We start from the raw sequence: 20,574 nt of genomic DNA, 5'->3' as shown, positions 1-20,574 counted from the left end.
GCCGAAGCTACTCGGGCAATGCCACTAAACGTAGGAACTTCGCGGCGACGTCCAATGGCACGGTCACGGTGATGCGTTCGCCGGTCCCATTCACCGCCGCGCCCTGGGGCGACCAGGCATCGGAGATGAGCCCCTTGGACTGAAGTGCGTAGCGCGCGCCTACGATGGTGTCGAACGAGACCAGCACGCCGGCTCCATCGAGCTGAACGTGAAGGGGTACGAACGGAACCGTTTGAACGTCGATCGATTGCAGGAACTTCACCAACAGAGCCTGGTCGGCTGGGTTGCTGAGGGTGTCCGGCAGGCTGCCGTTGTCGGTGCGGTGATTCACATCGGCCACGATTGCCGCCAGGGACTCCGCGGCCCCGTGATGCAGGTAGGGCGGAACCGCGTGGATGCCCAATAGGGAAGGCACATTGAAGCCAATGCCCTTGCCGTCGCCGTTGTAATCCCGGCCCAGGCCATCCTGCGCCGGTTGCAGCACCCCTGTGGCAACTGCGGGAGCGGCCACCTCATCGGCGCCGATGTTGTTGCCGAACTCGTTTCCTTGTCCCGGCACACCCAGGTTGAAGGATCCGATGTTCTCGAGGAACCGGTCCAGGAAGCCGGCGCCAACCGGATTTCCGAAGGTTTGCGCAGGACTGCGTTCGGTGCTGATGTCGGAAGCCGAGGGGGGCGAAACAAAGTCCTTGAGGCTAGTGGTCCAATTGCCGCCGCCGTGACAATTGGCGCAGCCAGCGGTCTGGAAAAGGTGACGGCCCGTCGCCAGTTCGGTACCGGTGGCATCATAGCCTCCATACCCTCCGGTCAGAGGACTGTTCGGAGTCCGCACGGAGAAGCGCACCCACTCGGCCAGCGCATCCAGCGCCGGCACGCGGATGGTGCTGCCGGGCAGGGTCACGGTGACCTGGGGCCGGCCGGCGTTGGCCACCGTGAAGGCGTTGATCGTGCCGGGAGGCACATTCAAATCGCCGGTATTACCGATCAGGAGTCCGTGGTTCGGATCCAGAGCCCCTCCAGCCAACGGCCCAGGACCAGACACATTGCGGATGTTAATTTCGAAGTCCTGGACCTCGTCAAAGATCGCCGAGTAGTTCAGGAGGCGCTGCTCGTCCCGGTTGTGCGGATTGAAAGTCGCGTTGAGTGGCACGCTTTTACGCGGCCCCGCAGCGAACTGCCACACCACACCGTCGGTCAGCCCCTTAAAATGACAGCTGGCGCAGCTTTGCCAACCCTCACTCGACAAGCGGTCGCGGAGAGAATTGGTTCCTGGTATGGAATCGAAGTTCCCGCGCGAGGAGAAAAACATCTCGGCTCCGACCAGGGTGGTCTCACCTCGTGATCCGGGCGCAGGGAGGTCCGAGGTCTGGACGACCGCGATCACTTCATCGGTGGTCAGGTCGACGACGGAGACGTTGCGGGAAACGAAGTTCGCCACATAAGCGCGCGTGCCGTCGCTCGTGATGGCGATGCCTTGCGGATTCTTGCCCGCGTTAGCTCCGCGGGTTGCGGGATTGCTCGGGTCGTTCAGGTCGATGTACCGGGTCGTGTCACCATCCTCGGTGAATGCCGGCCGGCCGTCCTCGCCGACGTTCACCTTCACGAGCAGGTCGCTGGCTGCCGAAACGATGTAGGCGGCCCCAGCACCGACTTGGCGGTTGAATGCCACCGCCCATGGATTGGCGAAAAACAAGCGAGCCTTGCCGGGCTCGGGGTTACGGGCTCCGAGATGGAGGTTGAGGGCACCACGGCTGGACGGAGCTACCGAGTTGACTCCCGAGATCACATTCAAGAAAGCGTGGGTATCGAGATTGAACCGGAGCGGGCCCGTCGGAGAGGCGGCGATGTTGGGCAGGTAGGCCAAGTCGCCCCGCAGCACAATGCTCTGCAGTTGGTTGGGGAAGGCGGCGGTGTCATTGGTCAGGCCGGGGAACCGAAAGCCGGCGAGCTGGGCTGCGAGCGGGATCGCGGTTGATACTTTGTAATCGGCGAGGGCCGTTGAGCTCGTGTTGATATCGAGCACGGCCACGAGTCCCTCCTTCCCGAAATCGTCACCCTGCCGCCCGCCGGGCTTGGTGAACGACAAAAACCGGGTGACATACAGCTTGCGGCTGTCGGCGGTGACCGCGAGCCCCCGGGGTTGGAAATGGCGGCTTCGGTCGGGATCATTCGCGGGGCTGTCGCGCAGGTCGATGTTTCCGATCACGGACTGGTTGGCGGTGTTGATCACCGTGATGGTGTCCTGCGCGCTGTTGGCCACAAAGACTCGTTTTCCATCTGGAGAGCACACGATGTTCCAGGGCTCCGCCCCTGTGATGATGGTGGTCGCGACGCTCGCGCTGAAGGTGCCCCAGGCGGGGTCGTTGATCCGGAGAACGGTCACAGAGTTGCCAGCTGCATTGGCCACATAGGCCCACTGGTTGTCGGGAGTGAGGGCAATGCTTTCCGGCTCATCGCCCACACCGATCTTCGCGATGCGAGTGTAGTTGTCCGGGCGGATCACACTGACGCTGTCATCCGACGGATTCACAACCCAGATCAGGCGGTCGGTTCGGTTGATGGCGATGGGGCTGGAGTGCGTGGGGCGGACCGGCACATCGGTCACCGGGGTGGTGCTGGCGTCGATTGACTCCAGGAACGCCGTGACCTTGAGTTGATCGGCCGGGTTGCTCAGCACATCGGGAATTCTTCCTCCATCCGTCCGATGGTTTCTGTCGCCGACGACCGCGAGCAGCGATTCCGCCGCGCCGTTGTGGAGGTAGGGGGGAAGCGACGCCAGCCCTAGCAACGACGGCACGTTGAAACCGATCCCTTTTCCATCGGCGTTATAGTCACGACCCAGTGCATCCGGGGCGGGCTGGACGACTCCGGCGGTGACCGCCTGGGTGGTCTTTTCGTCGGCTCCCACATTGCCGAGGAGCGGATTGCCCTGACCGGGTACGCCGAGGTTGAACGAGCCGATATCGCGGAGGAATCGGTTCAGGTATTGAGCCCCGACCGGGTTGTCGGTGAAGGGGGTAGGTGCTCGCTCGGTGCTGATCTCGGCTGCCGCCGGAGGAGAGGTGAAGTCTTTGACGCTGATGGTCCAGTTTTGGCCTCCGTGGCAGCTGGCACAGTTGGCTCGGGCGAACAACTCCCGTCCCTCAGCGATGAGGCTTGCCGAAGCGGAGGCGGGAAGGTTTGGAACCGGTGCGTTCGGGGTGCGCACCGCAAACCGTACCCATTCGCGCATCGCGGTCAGGGCTGGGATTTTATTGGTGCTGCCCGGAAGGGTGACCGTGACCTGCGCCCGGTTGGCGTTGGCGAGGGCGAACGCGTTCACCGCGCTTGGAGGCACGTTCAGGTCGCCGGCGTCACCGATCAGTAGTCCTTGATTGGGATTCAAGGCGCCGCCCGCCAGGGGGCCTGGACCAGAGACGTTGCGAATATTGGCTTCGAAGTCCTCAACCTCATCAAAGATGGCGGAGTAGTTGAGCACCCGCTGTTGGTTGCGGTTGTGAGGGTTGAAGGTGGAATTCAACGGCACGCTTTTGCGCGGGCCTGCACCGAACTGCCACACCACTCCGTCCGTGAGACCGTTGAAGTGGCAGCTGGCGCAGCTTTGCCACCCTTCGCTAGACAGGCGGTTGCGCAAGGAGTTGGTTCCCGGGATGGAATCGAAATGACCCCGGGAGGAGAAAAACATTTCAGCCCCTACCAGGACCTCTTGTGCCTTGGAGCCTTCCTCGGGCAGGGGACTGGTCTGCACGGTGGCGATAACCGTGTCGGTGGCGAGATTCACGACGGAGACATTGCGCGACACAAAATTGGCGACATAGGCTCGGTCGCCGGTGCTGTTGATCGCGATTCCCTGAGGATTTTTGCCCGCGTTGGGTCCGCTGGTGGCTGGGTTGGTTGGGTCATTGAGATCAATGTAGCGTGTGGTGTTGTCGTCTGTAGTAAAGCTGAGCGCCCCATCGGCGGCCACGTTCAGCTTGACCAAGAGGTCGCTCGCGGCGGACACGACATAAGCGGAGCCGGCACCCGATTGGGTGTTGAACGCGATGGCCCAAGGGTTGGCGAAGAAGAGGCGTTCTTTGCCAGCCTCTGGGTCGCGGGCACCCAAATGCAAGTTGACGGCTCCCAAATCGGTGGGCGCGTTGCCATTGATTTCGCCCAACTGGTTTACGAAAGCGTGCGTGTCCAGGTTGAATCGCAGCGGACCGCTGGGTGACGCTGCGATGTTGGGCAGATACGCGCGTGTGCCGCGCAGCACGATGCTCTGGAGCTGGTTCGGAAAAGCCCCGGTATCCGCGTCGACGCCTGGGAACTTGAATCCGGTCACCTGAGGAGCCAAGGTGATCGCCCTGACCACCTCGTAGTCGCTGATGGCATCTGAACTGGTGTTGATGCGGATCACGGCCACCACGCCCTCTTTTCCAAAATCGTCTCCCTGTCGTCCACCTGGTTTGGTATAAGAGAGGAACCGAGTGACGTAGAGTTTGGTGCTGTCTTCGGTAACCGCGAGGCCGCGGGGCTGAAAACGTCGGGAGACATCTGGAAGGTTCGCCACGCTGGATCGAAGATTGATATACCCGGTGACCGAAAGATCCGCGGTCTTGATCACCGCCACGGTGTCCTGGGCGCTGTTGGCCACGAACACGCGATTACCATCCGGGGATACCACGATATTCCAGGGCTCGGATCCCGTCGGGATCGTTTGCACCACGTTGGCACTGAAGGTGCCCCAGGCAGGATCGTTGATCTGGATAACACTGACGGAATTGCCGGCGGCGTTGGCCACAAAAGCGTATCGACCGTCTGGGGTCAGGGTGACGCTCTGCGGCTCGTCTCCTACCCCGATGGTCGTGATGCGGGTATTGTTGTCCGGCCGAATCACGCTGACGCTGTCAGCCTCAGGGTTTACCACCCAGATCAGTCGGTCGTTTCTCGACACAGCGATCGGGCTGGAATGAGTGGGCCGTCCCCAGGTCTGTGCGAGGGCTTCTGTGGGCATTATGGCGACCACGGCGAGCAGGGCCGTGGACAGATACCGACTGAGAGTCGGCATCAGGGCGCGAGCGAAGGAGGTGAGCATAGTGTTGAGGGGTTTGAGTTGGGTGGAGAGCAGCGCCAGGCCCGAAAGATCTCTCGTGGCTGAAAGCTTCATCCGGTGTCCCTCACTGATCCACTGTCTGATTGCCTGCTGACTTAGCGTAAGCTGCTACCCCTGTCTATCAAAATGGTGGAAATATATTGGCCTGGGGATGGCCAACATCGGTCCTCTAGCATCCTGTCAGACTTGTCACCTTACTGTCACTTCAACGACATTGAATCGCACTCGGTAAAAGGCCTGGCCTTGCCTGGGGATTGAATTTCGCGAGGATGCTCGAACCTCTTCGATTCCTTCATCCCACTCGCTGACGGACTCCACCCAGGCTGTCGCATCAACCGGTGTCCACACTTGCAGGTCGGTCGAGGTCTCCAGTTGATAGGTGAGCGAGGGATCGTCGGTGCGTCGGCGATAGGTAACAGCCAGCGTCCTGGTCGGGCCAGTGCCTTCCAGGGAGGCGGAGGGCAATCCCTGCTGATCCGGCCATTGCGGATCCAAACCGAAGGCGTATTCGAGTTCGTTGGCGATGCCGTCGAAATCGGCATCTGCCTCGGGACCGCTGATTTGGGGATCAATCAGGTCGGACGGATTGAAGTAAAGCTGTTGCCAATAGGAGAACCCGTTCAGGGGGACGAAGCTCACTTGATCAAGCCACCCGGCATCGTCCCCGGACGCTATGGCTGCGTCCTTGAGATACACAAAGTCGATGAAATGGATACCCGGCGGGATGAGTGCGGACCCTTCCTGCCAATCCACCTCGCCAGAGATATAGTCATAGAGTTGGTCATCGAGCAGGAATTCAAGGAAGTCGTAGTCCTGCTCCGAGGATACCTTCCAGGAGTAATAGAGGATCCCTGGTCCTACCACCGCGCTGCCGAGCCAGGCAACCTCCGCGTCTCCGATGGGTCCACTCCGTAGTGCGCTGTCCCCGAAGTAGGCGGTTTGCACCTGAGGATACCACGAGGCGTAGAGATAGTTCGTCCAGCTGAGGCCGGGCTGATCCAGAGCGAAGTCCGTGGCCTCCGATTCATTGAATACAAACAGGAAGGCCTCGCGGCTGATCGCTACCCCGAATCGATTGGAGACGGTCACAGAATAGGCGGCCTCGTCCGCGGCGGCCAGCCCGCTGAGGGTCAAGGTTCGAGAAGTTGCGCCCGGCAAAGGCGTCTCCCCCTTGAACCATTGGAAGCGAAGCGGAGGACTTCCCAGCGCGTACGCTTCGAAGGTAGCCGAACCACCCTGAAGGCCGCTTTGGTTCACGGGATGCTGGGCGACCACCGGGCTTTCGGTGTCGAAGGAGACAAAAGCTACCTGATCAAGCCAGGCTGCATCGGCTCCCGCCGAGAAATCGTCATCCTTGGAATACCTCCAAGTGACGGTATGCGTCCCTTCACCAACGTTCCAGAGGATTTCCTCCCATCCCCATTCGCCGCTGATGCCATCGACGAATTCGCCATCGACATAGAGATCCAGAAAATCGTATCCGAACTCGGAGGAGACTTTCCACCAGAAGGAAATCTGGCCCGGCCCGATGATCTCGGCCGTGACTTCGCTGAACTGGAGATTCGTAATGGCTCCGCTCTGGAGCGCATCAAGTCCATCGAAGGTTGTCTTCGTTTGGTGGAACCACGGGGCATCGCCGGCTGTGGTCCAAAGGAAATTAGTGTTGTTCACCGCCTGAGCCAGCGGAGGGGAGGAGACAGTGACGATGACTGAAGCGCTGCCACTCAAGGTGACCCCGAATGGGCTGCTGACGCGGACCTGATATTTTCCGGCGTCAGCGGCCTGAGCCGAGGGACGCACCAGCTCGGGTTTCGTTTCCCCAGGCAGGGGTTGCCCGTTGCGGATCCACTGGTAGCTGAACGGGCCCAGGCCTTTGACCTCCACTGCCAGCTCCAGCCTTTGGCCTGCCGCCAGACTCTGTCCTGAAGCCTGTTTGGTGATGGTGGGTGCCAGTTGGAGTTGGACCACCGCCAGCGAGGCGGAGCGGCTCAGCTCCTGCCCGGCGCCATTGGATACCACCACGCTGTAATTGCCGGCATCGGCCAGGCTCAGGTTCGTGAGCGCGAGACTCGCGTTGGTCTGCCCCTGGAGTGCGGTCCCCGCCTTCTGCCATTGATAACGCAGCGGTGGAGTTCCGCTGACGGCAACGCTGAATCGCGCGCTCCCGCCTTCATCCGCGGAGACGCCGGTCGGCTGGCTGGTGATTCGAGGGGGGAGTGCGATGGGCGTGACGGTGAGGCGGGCGGTCGCGCTGGTCACGATCCCGGCCTCGTTGCTGACGATGACCGAATAGCGCCCTTCATCCGCCCGACTTGCACTCGCGAAGTCGAGACGGTTGGACCGCGCGCTCACGATATTGGTGCCGTCTTTGAGCCACTGATAACTCAGCGGTACCGAGCCTGCCGCCACGACGGAGAGGAAGGCCGGGCTGCCTTCCAGGACAGACTGAGTGATGGGTTGGGCGGTGATGGTCGGTGCCGACTTTGCATCGGCTGTAAACGTGAACAGGTCCAGGTAGCCCTTGTCCGCGCCCTTGGACAGGCTGGAGTCCTTGAGGTAACGCCAGCGAATCTCATGAGTTCCGGCCGAGACCTGAAGCTCTTTTTTGGTCCAGTCGACCTCGCCTGAGATCGCATCGATGCGCACGCCGTCGATCAAGCATTCCAAGGTGTCATTGTTTCGTTCCGAGGATACCTTCCACATGAAGCTTGCCTTGCCGGGGCCGACGACCGTGGTGGCCGCCAGGGTGGCTTGGCGGGCGACGATTTTTCCACTCGCCCCGGCGCTAAGTCCATCCCGAGTCACGGTGCGCTGGCCTTCCCACAGGGCGTTCCCGCTGCTGAGGAAAGTGCGGTTCGTGGCGTTCACGGCGGCTGCGACCTCGGGCTTCGAAACCACGCCGAGAAGCTTGACGCTGACCGTGATTGCCCCCGCGGGATTGGTTGCTCGCAGCTGATACTCGCCGATGTCACCGGCGGCGAAGGAGGGGATGTTCAAATTGGCGCTGGTGGCTCCGGTGATCGCTTTCCCATCTTTTTTCCAGGAGTAGCTGAGGGGCGTGGCTCCAGCGACCACCGAGGCCAGGCTGACATTCGTTCCCTGCAGTACGGAGACTTCTTCGAGGCTGCCCACGGGTTGACCGTTGAGAGTGAAGGTGGTGATCTGCGGGAACTCGGAGACGTTGCGCAAGCTGAGCGCATTGAACAGGTTGACGAAAGCGCCGGTGCGCACCTTTCCGACGAGGCGATCCCGGCGGTCCGCGCTGCTCAGCAGCCGGTTGATCAAGGTTCGGTAGTCGGCGGAGGGGAAATGAGCTTTGAGAATCGCGAGAATTCCGGACACATGCGGTGCGGCGAAAGAGGTTCCGCTGACTACCGCATACTCGGTATCCGATTTGGACGCGGTTGTTAAAATCTCCTCTCCCGGCGCGACTACGTCCACCAGGCGCTCCCCGAAATTGGATTGGCGTGAAAGCGACCCCGTGCGGGTGCCGGCGGCCACGGCGACCATGTTGTCGAAGGGATAGTTGGAGGGGAAATGTGCCACCAGGTCGTTGTTGGCTGCGTCGTTGCCCGCGCTCGAAACAAACAGGATTCCCGCCTGCCTCAAGCGTTCCAGCGCGTCCATCATGGACTGGTTGACAGTGCCGCTTAGCAGTCCGCCTTGCTGCCAGCTGGCATTGACGATAGCCGCGCCTTCTGAACGGGCGTAGTCCAGGCATTGAATGGCGTCGGAAAGGGCGCCGGCTCCTTGGTTGTTGAACCACTTGAGGGCCATGATCTGGACCTTCCAGGCCACCCCGGCGATTCCCAGTCCGTTGTTGCCCACGGCTCCAATCACTCCGGCCACCGATGTTCCATGGCCGCCGACGCCTAGAACCGGATCAGGAACATCGTCGTCCGGATTGCTGGTGTCGTCGATCGCATTGATCCCGTGAATGTCATCCACGAAACCGTTTCCATCATCATCGAGGCCGTTGCCCGGGATTTCGCCGGGATTTCGCCACATGTTGGCGGCCAGGTCTTCGTGGGTGTAACGGACCCCGGAGTCGACCACTGCGACGACCACGTTGGTGGCTTCCCGGCGGATGTCCCAAGCTTCGGGAGCGTCGATGTCGACGTCGGCGGTGCCTCCCGCTTGCCCCGTGTTTTGCAGTCCCCATTGTTCTGTGGAAAAGCGGGGATCATTGGGCGAAGTAGCGGCGGCGCGAACGATGGCGTCGGGCTCGGCATACTCGATCAGCTCGGGATATTGGGCAAGAATCGCCTGGGCTTGTGAGACGCCATCCAGGGTGAGGTCGGGCAGCTCCAAAAAGTAGAGCGCCGGTGCGGTTGGGTGCGCTCTCAGTCTGGCATTCAAGGAGCGTGCCAACGGCTCGAGTTCGATCGCCGCTCGGCCCGGACGCAGTTTGATCAGTAGGTGGCTGGCGACCATCTCAGATCGTCGCACGAGGCGCTGTTCCTCGGGTGCGTCCTGGGTGTTCAGAATCTCTCTGACGTAGACGGGATAGGGAAAGTGGTTGGGTTGCAGCAGGGTGACCCGCGTGATTAAGCCGTCCAGCGGATCGGATTCGCGTGTCTCCAAAAGCCGCGCCCCGGGCCATAGGCTGGAGAGCCTTCGGAGGGGTGTCGGGGTCTTGGCGCCTTCATCGCTTTCGGGCTTGAGTGCTTGATGTAGGCTGGCGTGCTCTGGCGCGAGCGACGTTGATGGTTCGGAAAGGGGTGGTTGTCCTCGCTTCGATTCCCGAAGTGGCCCTTCTCCGACTCGGACGGTGCTCTCGGAGGGATGGGATGGGTCTGGAGGGTGGGAACGCGTTGCCCAGTGCGAGCCGACTGCGATGCAGATGAGCAGGGCCACCGTGCCGAGAGCCTGTTTGATGTTCATGGTCCGAGTTGGAGTGAGATTGAAGAGCGGGAAGCGGGCGGTGGCCTCAGGCCACCGCCCGCTGTTTAGTTGGGCCTGCTGTTGGATACCACGTTGGGTATTCAGTTCGAGGTCATCGGCGAGACCGATGGGATCAGCTGCTTATTGGTCCACCAGTCGGTAGAAGCGAGTGCCCGCGGAGGTGATGACCGTGGTGAAGAACTCACCTTCTTCCTTGGAGATGTCGTTCTCGGACACGTCCGTCCAATTTCCAGCCGTGATGGACGTGGCGGATTGCAGCTTAAACCGTTCGGCTGCTTCCGGCCAGGTGATGCGGAGCTTGGTTCCGCTGAGGGTGTATTCCAGTTTAGGCCCGGGCTCGCCCGCTTCGCCAGGGGTTAGCTTGGTCAGGACCACTTGATCCACGTAGGCGGCATCGGCCCCGCTCGAGGCGCTGGCGTCCTTGGTGTAGACCCAGCGGATGGTGTGCGTGCCGGCGGGGATGGGCACTGTCTTCTGCTCCCAGTTTACCGAACCCGAGATGGGAGCCGCGCTGGCTGCGGCCGCGTTGTCCAACTCGAAGCTGAGGAGGTCGTAGTTCTGTTCCGAATCGACCTTCCACCAGAAGGACAAGTTGGCCGGTCCGACCACGGTTGCTTCAAGAGTGCTCCTCTGGTTGTCCGTGATCGGCCCGCTTTGAGCGGCATCGGTCCCGTCGCGAGTGGTGGTCGTCTGAGCGAACCAGGGGCGATCGCCGGCAGCCGCCCAGCGGATGTCGTTGTTGTCGAGGGCATCGCCGAGGCTGGGCGGGGGTTGAGCTTGGCGGATTTCCACCTGATCTACCCAGCCGGCGTCAGCTCCGCGCGAGTCGCTGGTATCCTTGCGATAAGCCCACCGCAGGGTGTGGGTTCCGGCCGGCACGGCCACGGTTTTCTGCTCCCAGGCGATGGTTCCCGAGATGCGGAACTGCAGGGCTCCATCCAGTTCCACACTGAGGAAGTCGAAGTTTTGTTCCGAGTCGGACCGCCACCAGAAGGCTACGGTGGCCGGGCCATTGATGACCGTTTCCAGAGTGCTTTCCTGGCTGTCGGCAATCTTGCCGCTTTGGACAGCATCGACGTTGTCGTGAGTAGTGGCGGTTTGAACCTGCCATCCGACCGCGCCAGCCGTGGTCCAGGTGAGGCCGGTTGTATCAAGAGCGGTCGCCAGGCTCGGAGCTTCGCCCAGCACCAGGGTGGCCGGGGTGCTGGTAACGTTGCCGGCGCCGTTGCTGATTTGCACGGTGTAGCTGCCGGCTTGCGCGGCTTGGACGTTCTGCAGGTTCAGCGTGGCCGTGCGGGAACCCTGAACACCTGCTCCATCAGCCAGGTCGGTGTTGTTGCGCTTCCAAACATAGCTCAGGGGGGCGGTGCCTTGGGCGGTCACCGAGAAGGTGACGTTCGCGCCAGCCACGACCGTCTGGCTTTGGGGTTGCGAGCCGATGGTCGGAGCTGTGGGAACGGTGGTGGAGGTGGACACCCGGAGGGAATTGCCCCATTCCTCGAAGTAGTTGCCGAAGACCTGCGGACGCACATCCAGTGCGAAGTCGGCGGCCTCGGTTGGCCTGAAGTTGAAGGTGGTCCCGGCCGCCACAGTGTTGATGATCGGGTTGGGGAACGCCTCCTCAAGGTTTACGAGCGTGATGTCATCGATGTACCATCCCGGGTTGTCCCCGGTGTAGAAAGGCCCCCCGGTGTTTTCGAGTGCAAATCGCAGCAGAAATTGGCGATTGGCGAGGCTGGCCAAGGAGACCATCCGATCCGTGAAGCCGGCGTCGCTCGTATCCGATCCCGCTTGCGTGAAGACCGTTTGCCAGCTCGCTCCTGCGTCGGTGGAAACCTGGACGGTCGACGCGTATGAGGAGGTGCTCAGAGACCGGTTCTTGAAGGTGATCTGGCTTGCGGGGCCCGCCAGGAGAGTCCGCTTCAGGGTGAGTGTTTGTGGGGCTGCGCCGCTGACTCGGTGCAGTCGAAAGGAACTGGCCCCCGTCGCTTTGACGGCGGTGTTCACTGGGTTGCCAATTCCTCCCGCAGCGTCGAAGTTCGCCAGGCCACTTTCCGCGCCATCGGTGAGGTTGGCTCCGGTGATTTTGGTCGCGCGCCATTGGTATCCCGTGGCGATGGGGACAGCGGAGAAGTTATAGGCGTTGTCCTGATTCAGGTTCGGGCGATCAGGCCCGGTCACTGCGGTGCGCGCATAATCCGCACTCGGCACCTGGGGATCGAAGATGGTGACCGTATACGAGTAGTTGCGTGCCGTCCCGCCGACCATGACATTGCCGATGGTCACCACGTGGGGATCATCCGCGGTCGGTCTGGTCCAGCTGGCGCTGTGGTTCAGGTTGTTGGGGATGAACACCAGGTTGCCACCGGATCGTGAATCAATCTTTATGGGGAGCGACTGGCCGGCACGCTGCACGGTCACGGTCGCGCCTGCCATATCCGAGCCGGAGAGACCGAAGGACCAACGCGGATAGACGATTTGATAGGGCACATAACCCTTGGGCGGCCACGCTTCGAACTCTTCGCGAGTCGGCGGTCGTTGCTGGGCGCGTGGGTCGTGAACCCAGAGCGCTGCCGTCATGCTCTGCCAGTCGGTGCTGCTGGTCCCGGGGATGTGGCCCGATCCCATCGTCAGTTGTTCCGGCACCATAATCCACCGTCGGTGTCCCGCCTCGGCGTTGTTGTCACCTCCATCCTGCATGAAGCTGTCGATGGATTTCGGTCCGGTGCTGCCCATGTTGAGGTTGGAAGGTGCTCCATCGCTCCCTAATTGAGTGTAGCAGGTCCAGGAGGTTGGCGGTTGGTGGTTGAGCTGCTTGTTGGCGCTCATCATCAGCGCAGCAGCTTGCGCCTTGGCGTTGTTGGCGTCGTTGAAGGTGATGTTGGACGGGAGTCCGGCCATCGCGCGGAAGAAGTTCACCCGGAGACGCGTCGCTTCTTGGTAGGCCGGGGATACGGTGCCCGCGTTGCAGCTCGCAATATCGCCGGTCCAACCGATGGGCACTCCTTCGGAGGCCTGGTAGACTCGATTGTAGAAGGAGCGAACGATCTCGCGACTTCCCGTATCGATGTTGAACGGCTGCGCTTGCGCGCTCGAGTAGGCCGGGCCGAAGTTGCCCAGCATCGCAACCAGCGCGATGCCAAGCTCTCTCCTATGGGGACGAATCTGAGGCTTTGTTGGTTTCATGGGTCTTTTGATTCAATGGGTGGGTGGATGAGGATTTGTGTTCCGTTGTTAGTAGGCTAAATCGTGGCTGTGAATCAGGCGGGGGACTTCCTCCAAGTGGGACTTATGCACGAATCCATAGGACCCCAGCTCCCGGGCCTTAAGGTGGAATTCCTCGCCGTCATGATTGCTCACCAGAATGACCCGCGCTTTCGGAAATCGGGCCAGGAGTTCCCGGGTGGCGGTGAGTCCGTCCATGACTGGCATCTCGATGTCCATGAGCACCCAGTCGGGCTGCTCGGCAGCATAGAGCACAAGCGCTTCGAGCCCGCTCCCGCATTCGGTCACGCTCCCTGAGGGGAGGAACGCGCGAAGAGTCTTTCGGAAACCGGCGTGATCATCAACGACCAGAAACTTGATGGGGCGACCGGCGGTTCTCGGAGTGCTGTTCACGGTTGGAGAGTGAGGCAGACACTCTCTCCTGTGAATAGAGGTGAACTCCCGTGTGAAGAGGCGGAGATTACTCAGACGCCTGAGTGTTTCTACCTAGCAGGCCGATTAAACGTTACAGGCGATTTTTGTTCTCGAAGGCAAACTTGAGCAGGCTGTGGCTCCCTTGCAGTCCAAGCTTGGCGCTCATGTTGGTGCGGTGGTTCTCAACCGTGCGCGGACTGAGGCCAAGCTCCTCTGCGATTTCTTTGCTCGTCTTGTCCGAGGCGATGAGCTTGAGAATGCGACGTTCCGCCGGGGTGAGGGTGTCGAGCCCTTGCTTTTGGCCTTCTGCTCCGGCGGAACGATTCGTTCGGCTCACGAGAAGTCCGGAGATGGCGGGGCTGATGTAGTAGTCGCCCGCTGCGACCGCGCGAATGCTCTGAAGGATTTCGCCGGCGGCGCTGTCTTTCAGAACGTATCCCTTGGCGCCTAGATCCATGGCCTCGTTAAACATGTCCCGCTCGCGATACATGGTCAGAAAGATAATTTCGAACGACAGCTGGTCCTTCTTCCGGGCCCGTGCGACATCCAGTCCGTTCATTCCCGGCATATCCATGTCGAGGAGGGCAATATGAGGTTTGAGTTCCCTGGCTAGCAGGAGTGCCTCGGTCCCGTTCCCAGTCTCACGCAGGATCTTCATGACGGGATCGGTGCTGATGATCTGACGCAGCCCTTCGCGGTAAACCGGGTGATCATCCGCCATCAGAATCCGAATTTCAGCTTTCATGGGTGGGTGTCAGTGGGGCAGTGGAGTGGAAAACTTGAGGCTGGGACGTAGTAGCCCCGGAAGGCGTGCAATTTTTTATGGTGGCGCGCGGAAACACGAGAGGCCAGTTTAAGAGGCCCGCCCCTCGCCGGTCGAGTCGTCAATTGGGCCGTCGGCCCGGCGGGGTGATTCAGAGTGGGGGGATACCCGACTCCGTCCGGTCTTGAAAAGCTGTAGAGGGCTACAGCACTCCAAACGGAGTAGCTGCCTCGCGAAGCGTCTTGGATTTGATCGAGAACCGATCCGACCCGGCTTAAAGTTCATTCGTCGTGTACACCTGTGCCGCTTTCCCCCCCCTGACGGAGTCGGGATACCCCATAATCAGCTGCTTTTTAAACACACTCGGTCCAGCGGGGGATGAACTCTGCCGCCACAGTGTAGCATGGGCCGTCTCGGCCCATCGACGGGGTATTCGTTCCGCGGACGACTGATAGTCTGACCATGGCAAACGCTCCCCATATCCCCCCGATTTTTTCACACAAAGCCAACGAGGCCACGAAGCCTCGAAGAGTTCTGCTGCCCAAAGCCCGAGGGACCCCGATCGCCGGAACTGCCGCATTAGCCGCAAAGAACGAAAAGAGACGAAAGAAGCGGACGGAGGTAGGGTGACTGATTTCCTGGGTTCGACCATTTTTTCGTCATCTTTCGTTTCTTGCGGCTAAACCTAGAAGGGTTGATGGAAACCACGGATTTCTCGGATGACACGGATCCGCCAAGACTTGGATTCTGGAGGGTGGCTCTCCTGAATGGGCTGTGCGGCCCAGCCTGGCCTGGCTTCTGGGCCCTTTCTCCCAGGCGCTCAACTCGTAGCAATGGATTTACTGATGGTTTTCGTGGTTTTGACCTGGCCTGGGTTTTGCTAGAGGTGTCTTAGACTCTCGACTCATCTTATGCGAAGCTACCTGTTGATGTTCTGCCTCCTGGGGATCCTGGCCCGGGTGGCAGCGGCTCAAACGACCGTTACGATCCTGGTGGCCGACGGCAGCGCGGCGGAGACCCTGGCGGGGCAACCCGAGAATCCGGGGCTCATCCGGATCACTCGCACTGGGGCGACCTCGGCACCGCTGACCGTTTGGGTCAAGGTGGCCGGAAATGCCATCCAGGGCACGGACTATACTTTTGGAAATGCCATCGGGAGCTTCGTGGTAATTCCCGTTGGCAGTTCCAGCTTGGACATCCCCATCCGGGTGAGAGATGACGCTTTCACGGAGGCTGACGAGGAGATCCGCATCGACCTGGAGGATGAAACCAACTCCGGTGCCGCGGTGCCTTACCGTATCGGTGCTGATCGTGCGGAGGTCAGGATTCAGGATAATGAGGACCCCAGCCTTCCTCCCCGAGCGGTAGTTCGTGTAGCATCGTTGGGAGCGCAGATGTTGGAGTCGCTCAGCAATGCGGTTTCGTTTCGCGTTTTTCGGGAAGGCAATCTCAGTGTCCCGTTGGAGGTGCTTTACACCCTGGGAGGCAGCGCGACCCCGGGAGCGGACTATCAGGTATCGGCAGACAGGGTCATCATTCCTGCCGGCGCGACGTTCGGCGACCTCACCCTGGTGGCGATCAATGATACGCTCATCGAGACCTCCGAATCGGTGATCCTGACCCTGATGCCTCATCCCAGGGGCGGTGAAGTTCCGCCGCCGGTCGACGCTTACGCGTTGGGTCAGGTCACGAGCGGTACGATGAACCTCATCTCGGAGGATCTTCCGCCTCCGCCGGCAGTCACCATTACTTCTCCCGTTGCCGGAAGCAGCCAAGCTGCTCCGGGCACTATCCAGGTGGCGGTTTCCGCCGTGGATCCGCTGGGGCATATTGTGCGCTTTGTGCTGACCGATGGTCCAACGGTGATCGCCTCGAATGGGGTGACTCACGTGACTCCTCCGCTGCCGGGTACGCCTTTCGAGTTCACCACCACACTCACCAATGTGCGCGCCGGCCTGCATTCCTTTCGTGCCAGGGCCTGGTCGAACTCGGGTCAGATGGGTTCCTCTTCGGTGGTGCAGTCCATTGTCACGAACATCCCGCCGATCATTTCTAAAATGTCGGTCGAGGCGCTGGATGCGGAAGCTGCCGAGGGCCCGATGGGCGGGCCGTCGAATCCGGCAGCCTTTGCCATTACCGTCGATGTTCCGATGCCAACCGATCAGTATGTGGTTTACCGCCTGACTTCCCCCGGACCCGGTCTCGATTTTCATCCTCCGGCCGGCTACAGCCAGACCAATTGGCCGATGTATTGGCCGATCGGACCGACTGACTATGGCTATGCCTTCTTTCCCAAAGGGACCACCCGGGTTGTGATTGAGGTGGAGCCGGTCGAAGATGCGATGCAGGAAGGGAACGAGGCCCTGACGTTGACCCTGAGCTATCCCTTTGTTTTTACTGAACGAACGTTTGAAGGAATCGTTCAGTTTACCGAAGGTGGGTTCCACACCCCTCCGTTCGATCCTTATGCCCTGCCGGTGCGCTACTTTGACTATGATCTGACCACCAACTCGGTGGCCACCGCCACCCTCTTGGATAACGATACAGAGCCCACTCCTTTTGCAGTCGTGGCCATCGCCGCCACGGATAGCGACGCGGAGGAGACGGCTCCAGGTGCGGGTGTGGCCAATGTCGGTGTCTTCACCATTTCACGGGTCGGGCCTACCGACCTTCCCCTGAGCGTGAACTACCAGTTGACGGCGCGGCCGCGCGACATTCCCTTGCGCTTTCCCATTCCCGTGCAGGCGCAGCATGGGATCGACTATGTGGTTCTTCCCAGCCTGGGTGTAGCGACGATCCCGGCTGGGGCCACGAGCACGGACATTGTCATCGCACCCATTCATGATCTCGTAACGGAGTCGCCTGAGTATGTGCAGATCCATCTGCGCCCCTCGTCGATTCCGGTGCCGAGCTCCTCGAGTTACCTTCTGTATACCAACTCCATGGCGAGCTTGGTCATTCGCGATTTTGTGCTGCCGGCACTGACACCAGTGGTTTATATCAAGACGGCGGATTCCCAAGCCATCGAGAATGAATCCTTCAACCGCACCGCGTCGTTTACGGTGCAGCGGGTTGGAAACCTGGCCGAGAGTTTGACGGTTCCCTATTCGCTGGGGGGGACGGCTCTTCACGGCGTTGACTACGAGGAGATGTCTGGAGTCGTCACTATTCCCGCCGGGAGCGCGCGCTCGACCATTCTAATCAAAGCGATTGCTGATGGGGTGGCCGAGCCAACCGAGAGCATTAGCGTCAGCCTGGCTCGGCCGCCCTCGGACGTGTATCCGCCCCCTTATGTGTTGAGTGGATCGTCGACCCTTCGCAGTTCGGCGGGTGCGAGCATTCGCGACTCCTTCTTGACTCCCGGACAGCCTTTGACCCGCCGCATGAAGGTGTTGCTGTGGCGGCACAACCGCTATCACCGCCATGTCGTCGTTCCGTTGCCTGCCCCCTCACTGCAGGAGGAATCGGTTGCCTCACAACCCATCACGTGGGCGGTGGACGCTTCGAGCGATTTGGTGCTCTGGGAGGAGATTGGCACCACTCAGGATCCCGAGGAGTTTGTCGACGTCTCCGAGGGAGATCACGCGGAACGGTTCTACCGGTTTCGGGAGCTGAGTTCCGAGGACCCGTAGCCGCAAGACCCTCAAACATCGGTGAGATTGGTGGAAGATGCCAGCTCCGCTGGGGAGCTAAAGCGGGAGAGGGCTGCCGCGCTCCCTAATGGGTAGTACCTCGCGAAGCGTCATGGACTGCTGTAGCCCTCTACAGCTTTTTCACATCGACGGAGTCGGGAATCCCCATGGCGGAAAGAAGGATCTCACCCACTTCTAATCACACCCCCAAACCGCAGAATCCGGATGCAGGCTTGCGTTTGCCGGACGATAGTGTAGTAAAGATGCCGTTAAGTGAGTGATTCGGAGGGTCAGGCCCTAACCAACGTTCCACGGGGTCCACGATCATCCCTTATGAGTTCTATGAATGTTTTGAAGTGTGCCTGGATGGCGGTGGCTTGCGTTTTGACCGCGTCGGCGCTGGGAGCCGCTGGCCCTTTCAGTCAGGAAGCCTATCTCAAGCCCTCTGATCCGGTTCCGTTTGGGACCTTTGGGACCGATGTTGCCCTCCGAGGAAACAAGTTGGTGGTGGGTAATTGGAGTGCGGGTGGCGGACCCTACAACCGGGCCTACTACTTCGCGAGGTCCGGGACGGAGTGGGCCCAGAAGCAGATCGTGTTCTTCCCTGGGAATGGTTCTGCCAGCCTGGCCAATTTCGGCTACCGAGTCGCTCTGCTCGACGACTGGCTGGCGGTGGTGGCCTCTCGCGAGCCGAATTTCACGACCAACGCCAATCTGGGCTTCGTGTATCTTTTCAAACCGACGGGTGCGAATGGAGACTGGGAGGTGGCCGGCAAGATAGGGTCGACCTTGGTCATTCAGGGCAATTACTTTGGTGAATCGATCGCGATGACTCCCGGACGGATGGCGGTCGGTCAGTTGAGCGGCCGAGGCTCTGCCCATATTTATTCATTGGTGGGTGGACAATGGACCCTCGAGTCCGTGCTCATGGGCCGGGAGCCAGTCGGGGTGGCTTTCTCCTTCGACTTCGGTCGCTCGATCGCGCTGTCGAAGGACGGAGAATGGCTGGTGGTTGGAGCTCCCAAGGAATCCAGTAAGGCCACGGGTGTGAACGGGGTTCAGAACGACGTCACCAGCCCGGGATCGGGTGCCGCCTATATTTATCGTCGTTTCCCTGATGTGCAAGGGCAGGGGCCTGGATGGATCTTGCAGGCCTATCTGAAGGCTTCGAACACCGATCCGAATGATCAGTTCGGTGTGTCGGTAGCGATCGATGAGACTGGGTCCACCGTCGTGGTGGGGGCTCCGTTTGAGGATAGCGTGGCGGAGGGTGTGAATGGGTCGCAGCAAAATCCGAACGTGATCCAGCCGGCGAGCGTGGATCGCGGTGCCGCCTATGTGTTCGGCCGGGCTGCGGGGGGCACCAACTGGACGCAAACCGCGTATCTCAAACCTTTTGGTCTTACCGGTATTTTCGCCAGTGCGGTGGATCAGTTCGGGAACGACGTGGCGGTTCAGGACGATTTGGTTATCGTGGGTGCGCATAATAGCTCCCGCAGCGCGGCCTATGTCTTTGAGCGTGGATCGGATGGCGCTTGGGCCACGCGCGCGCGCCTTACCAACTCCGTTCCAGGCAGCGTGCGATTCACCCAATCCATGGCCATCGATGGCAACACCGCTGTGTTCAGTGCCCATCAAGACAGCACCACGGCGAATCGGTCCGGCGCGGTTTACGTGTTCACTGGGTTCGCCTCAGCACCACCTCTGCCTAACCCCACCATCACCTATCAGTCCGCCGATGACTCGGTGGAGTTGACGTTCTTCGGAACGGTGGGCCAGTCCTATCTGCTCCAGCGCAGTCCCGATCTGCTGGGGTGGACGACCATCCAGACCGTGGTCGCCAATGCCGAGGGCCAGGTCGAGTATCAGGACGCCAATCCCCCGGCCGAAGGTGCCTTTTACCGCATCGTGCTGCCTTAATCCGTGGTTTCCTTTCTCTTTTTTAGGTTAAGCCCCCCACGGGTCCATCCGCCGAGGACATAAAAAAGCGAGGCCCGGAAACCGGGCCTCGCTGCGTCTAAAATTGGGCTACTGAACTCTTAGTAGCGATTGCGACCGCCACCGCCGCCGCCGTATTCACGGCGACCGCCGCCGCCGCCCGGGGCGCGTTCTTCACGAGGCTTGGCGATGTTGACGGTCAAAGCCCGTCCGTCCATATCCTTGCCGTTCAAGGCTTCGATCGCCTTGTTGGCTTCTTCAGCCGAGCTCATCGTCACGAATCCGAAACCGCGAGGACGGCCGGTTTCCCGGTCCATCATGAGGTTCGTTTCGGTGACGGTGCCGTGTGCAGCGAAAACGTCGTTAAGATCGTTTTCAGTGGTGTTGAAGGAAAGATTTCCTACAAATAGCTTATTGCTCATAGTGATGTTTTACTGTCCGAAGAACCATTTCCTTTCCAGAAGACTGTTCCCGAACATCGGGTCTAAAATCATCACTGAACTGAGTTCCTTGAAGATCTACCATGCCTTGAAAGAGATTAGTAATCTAACAGATATGGGTGCACCATGGCGGGTTCTGGTGAAATAGCCACAACTATTTTC

At 60.5% G+C, this 20,574-nt stretch carries 8 protein-coding genes; 2 read left to right on the top strand and 6 right to left on the bottom strand.

The window, feature by feature from the left end; all coding sequences use genetic code 11:
• Window positions 1–7: 7 nt before the first annotated feature.
• The 5 genes from JNN07_25215 to JNN07_25195 form a co-directional block, all read right to left on the bottom strand.
• On the bottom strand, window positions 8–5,077 hold the full coding sequence (locus tag JNN07_25215) for a beta-propeller fold lactonase family protein (protein ID MBL9171057.1): 5,070 nt from the start codon (window positions 5,075–5,077) through the stop codon (window positions 8–10).
• Between the two features lie 207 nt (window positions 5,078–5,284).
• Window positions 5,285–9,979: an immunoglobulin domain-containing protein gene (locus JNN07_25210; GenBank protein MBL9171056.1), complete on the bottom strand. Its 4,695-nt coding sequence runs from the start codon at window positions 9,977–9,979 to the stop codon at window positions 5,285–5,287.
• A 141-nt stretch (window positions 9,980–10,120) separates the two neighbouring features.
• On the bottom strand, window positions 10,121–13,186 hold the full coding sequence (locus JNN07_25205; protein ID MBL9171055.1) for an immunoglobulin domain-containing protein: 3,066 nt from the start codon (window positions 13,184–13,186) through the stop codon (window positions 10,121–10,123).
• A gap of 48 nt (window positions 13,187–13,234) precedes the next feature.
• A complete protein-coding gene (locus JNN07_25200; protein ID MBL9171054.1) occupies window positions 13,235–13,618 on the bottom strand; it encodes a response regulator transcription factor in 384 nt (127 codons plus the stop codon).
• A 112-nt stretch (window positions 13,619–13,730) separates the two neighbouring features.
• Window positions 13,731–14,384 (bottom strand): response regulator transcription factor, encoded by a 654-nt coding sequence (locus JNN07_25195; GenBank protein MBL9171053.1) that lies wholly within the window; start codon window positions 14,382–14,384, stop codon window positions 13,731–13,733.
• Window positions 14,385–15,313: 929 nt separating this feature from the next.
• Between JNN07_25195 and JNN07_25190 the strand changes: the two genes are divergently transcribed.
• Together JNN07_25190 and JNN07_25185 are read left to right on the top strand one after the other, a co-directional pair.
• Window positions 15,314–18,034 (top strand): hypothetical protein, encoded by a 2,721-nt coding sequence (locus tag JNN07_25190; GenBank protein ID MBL9171052.1) that lies wholly within the window; start codon window positions 15,314–15,316, stop codon window positions 18,032–18,034.
• A gap of 333 nt (window positions 18,035–18,367) precedes the next feature.
• Window positions 18,368–19,954 carry a hypothetical protein gene (locus tag JNN07_25185; GenBank protein ID MBL9171051.1) on the top strand — a complete coding sequence of 529 codons (1,587 nt, stop codon included), beginning with the start codon at window positions 18,368–18,370 and terminating at the stop codon, window positions 19,952–19,954.
• A gap of 119 nt (window positions 19,955–20,073) precedes the next feature.
• On the opposite strand, the gene JNN07_25180 is transcribed toward JNN07_25185, so the two are convergent.
• Window positions 20,074–20,394: an RNA-binding protein gene (locus JNN07_25180; GenBank protein MBL9171050.1), complete on the bottom strand. Its 321-nt coding sequence runs from the start codon at window positions 20,392–20,394 to the stop codon at window positions 20,074–20,076.
• Window positions 20,395–20,574: the final 180 nt, after the last annotated feature.

It is taken from the genome of Verrucomicrobiales bacterium (genome assembly GCA_016793885.1).
GTDB lineage: Bacteria > Verrucomicrobiota > Verrucomicrobiia > Limisphaerales > UBA11320 > UBA11320.
The sequence above is the reverse complement of the archived record's forward strand: the minus strand, read 5'-3'. Positions and strand labels throughout refer to the sequence as shown.

What these genes read in the sequence shown, in the direction of transcription:
- JNN07_25215 (MBL9171057.1), bottom strand. Translation starts at nt 5,077, where the DNA reads ATGCTCACCTCCTTCGCTCGCGCCCTGATGCCGACTCTCAGTCGGTAT.
- JNN07_25210 (MBL9171056.1), bottom strand. Translation starts at nt 9,979, where the DNA reads ATGAACATCAAACAGGCTCTCGGCACGGTGGCCCTGCTCATCTGCATC.
- JNN07_25205 (MBL9171055.1), bottom strand. Translation starts at nt 13,186, where the DNA reads ATGAAACCAACAAAGCCTCAGATTCGTCCCCATAGGAGAGAGCTTGGC.
- JNN07_25195 (MBL9171053.1), bottom strand. Translation starts at nt 14,384, where the DNA reads ATGAAAGCTGAAATTCGGATTCTGATGGCGGATGATCACCCGGTTTAC.
- JNN07_25190 (MBL9171052.1), top strand. Translation starts at nt 15,314, where the DNA reads ATGCGAAGCTACCTGTTGATGTTCTGCCTCCTGGGGATCCTGGCCCGG.
- JNN07_25185 (MBL9171051.1), top strand. Translation starts at nt 18,368, where the DNA reads ATGAGTTCTATGAATGTTTTGAAGTGTGCCTGGATGGCGGTGGCTTGC.
- JNN07_25180 (MBL9171050.1), bottom strand. Translation starts at nt 20,394, where the DNA reads ATGAGCAATAAGCTATTTGTAGGAAATCTTTCCTTCAACACCACTGAA.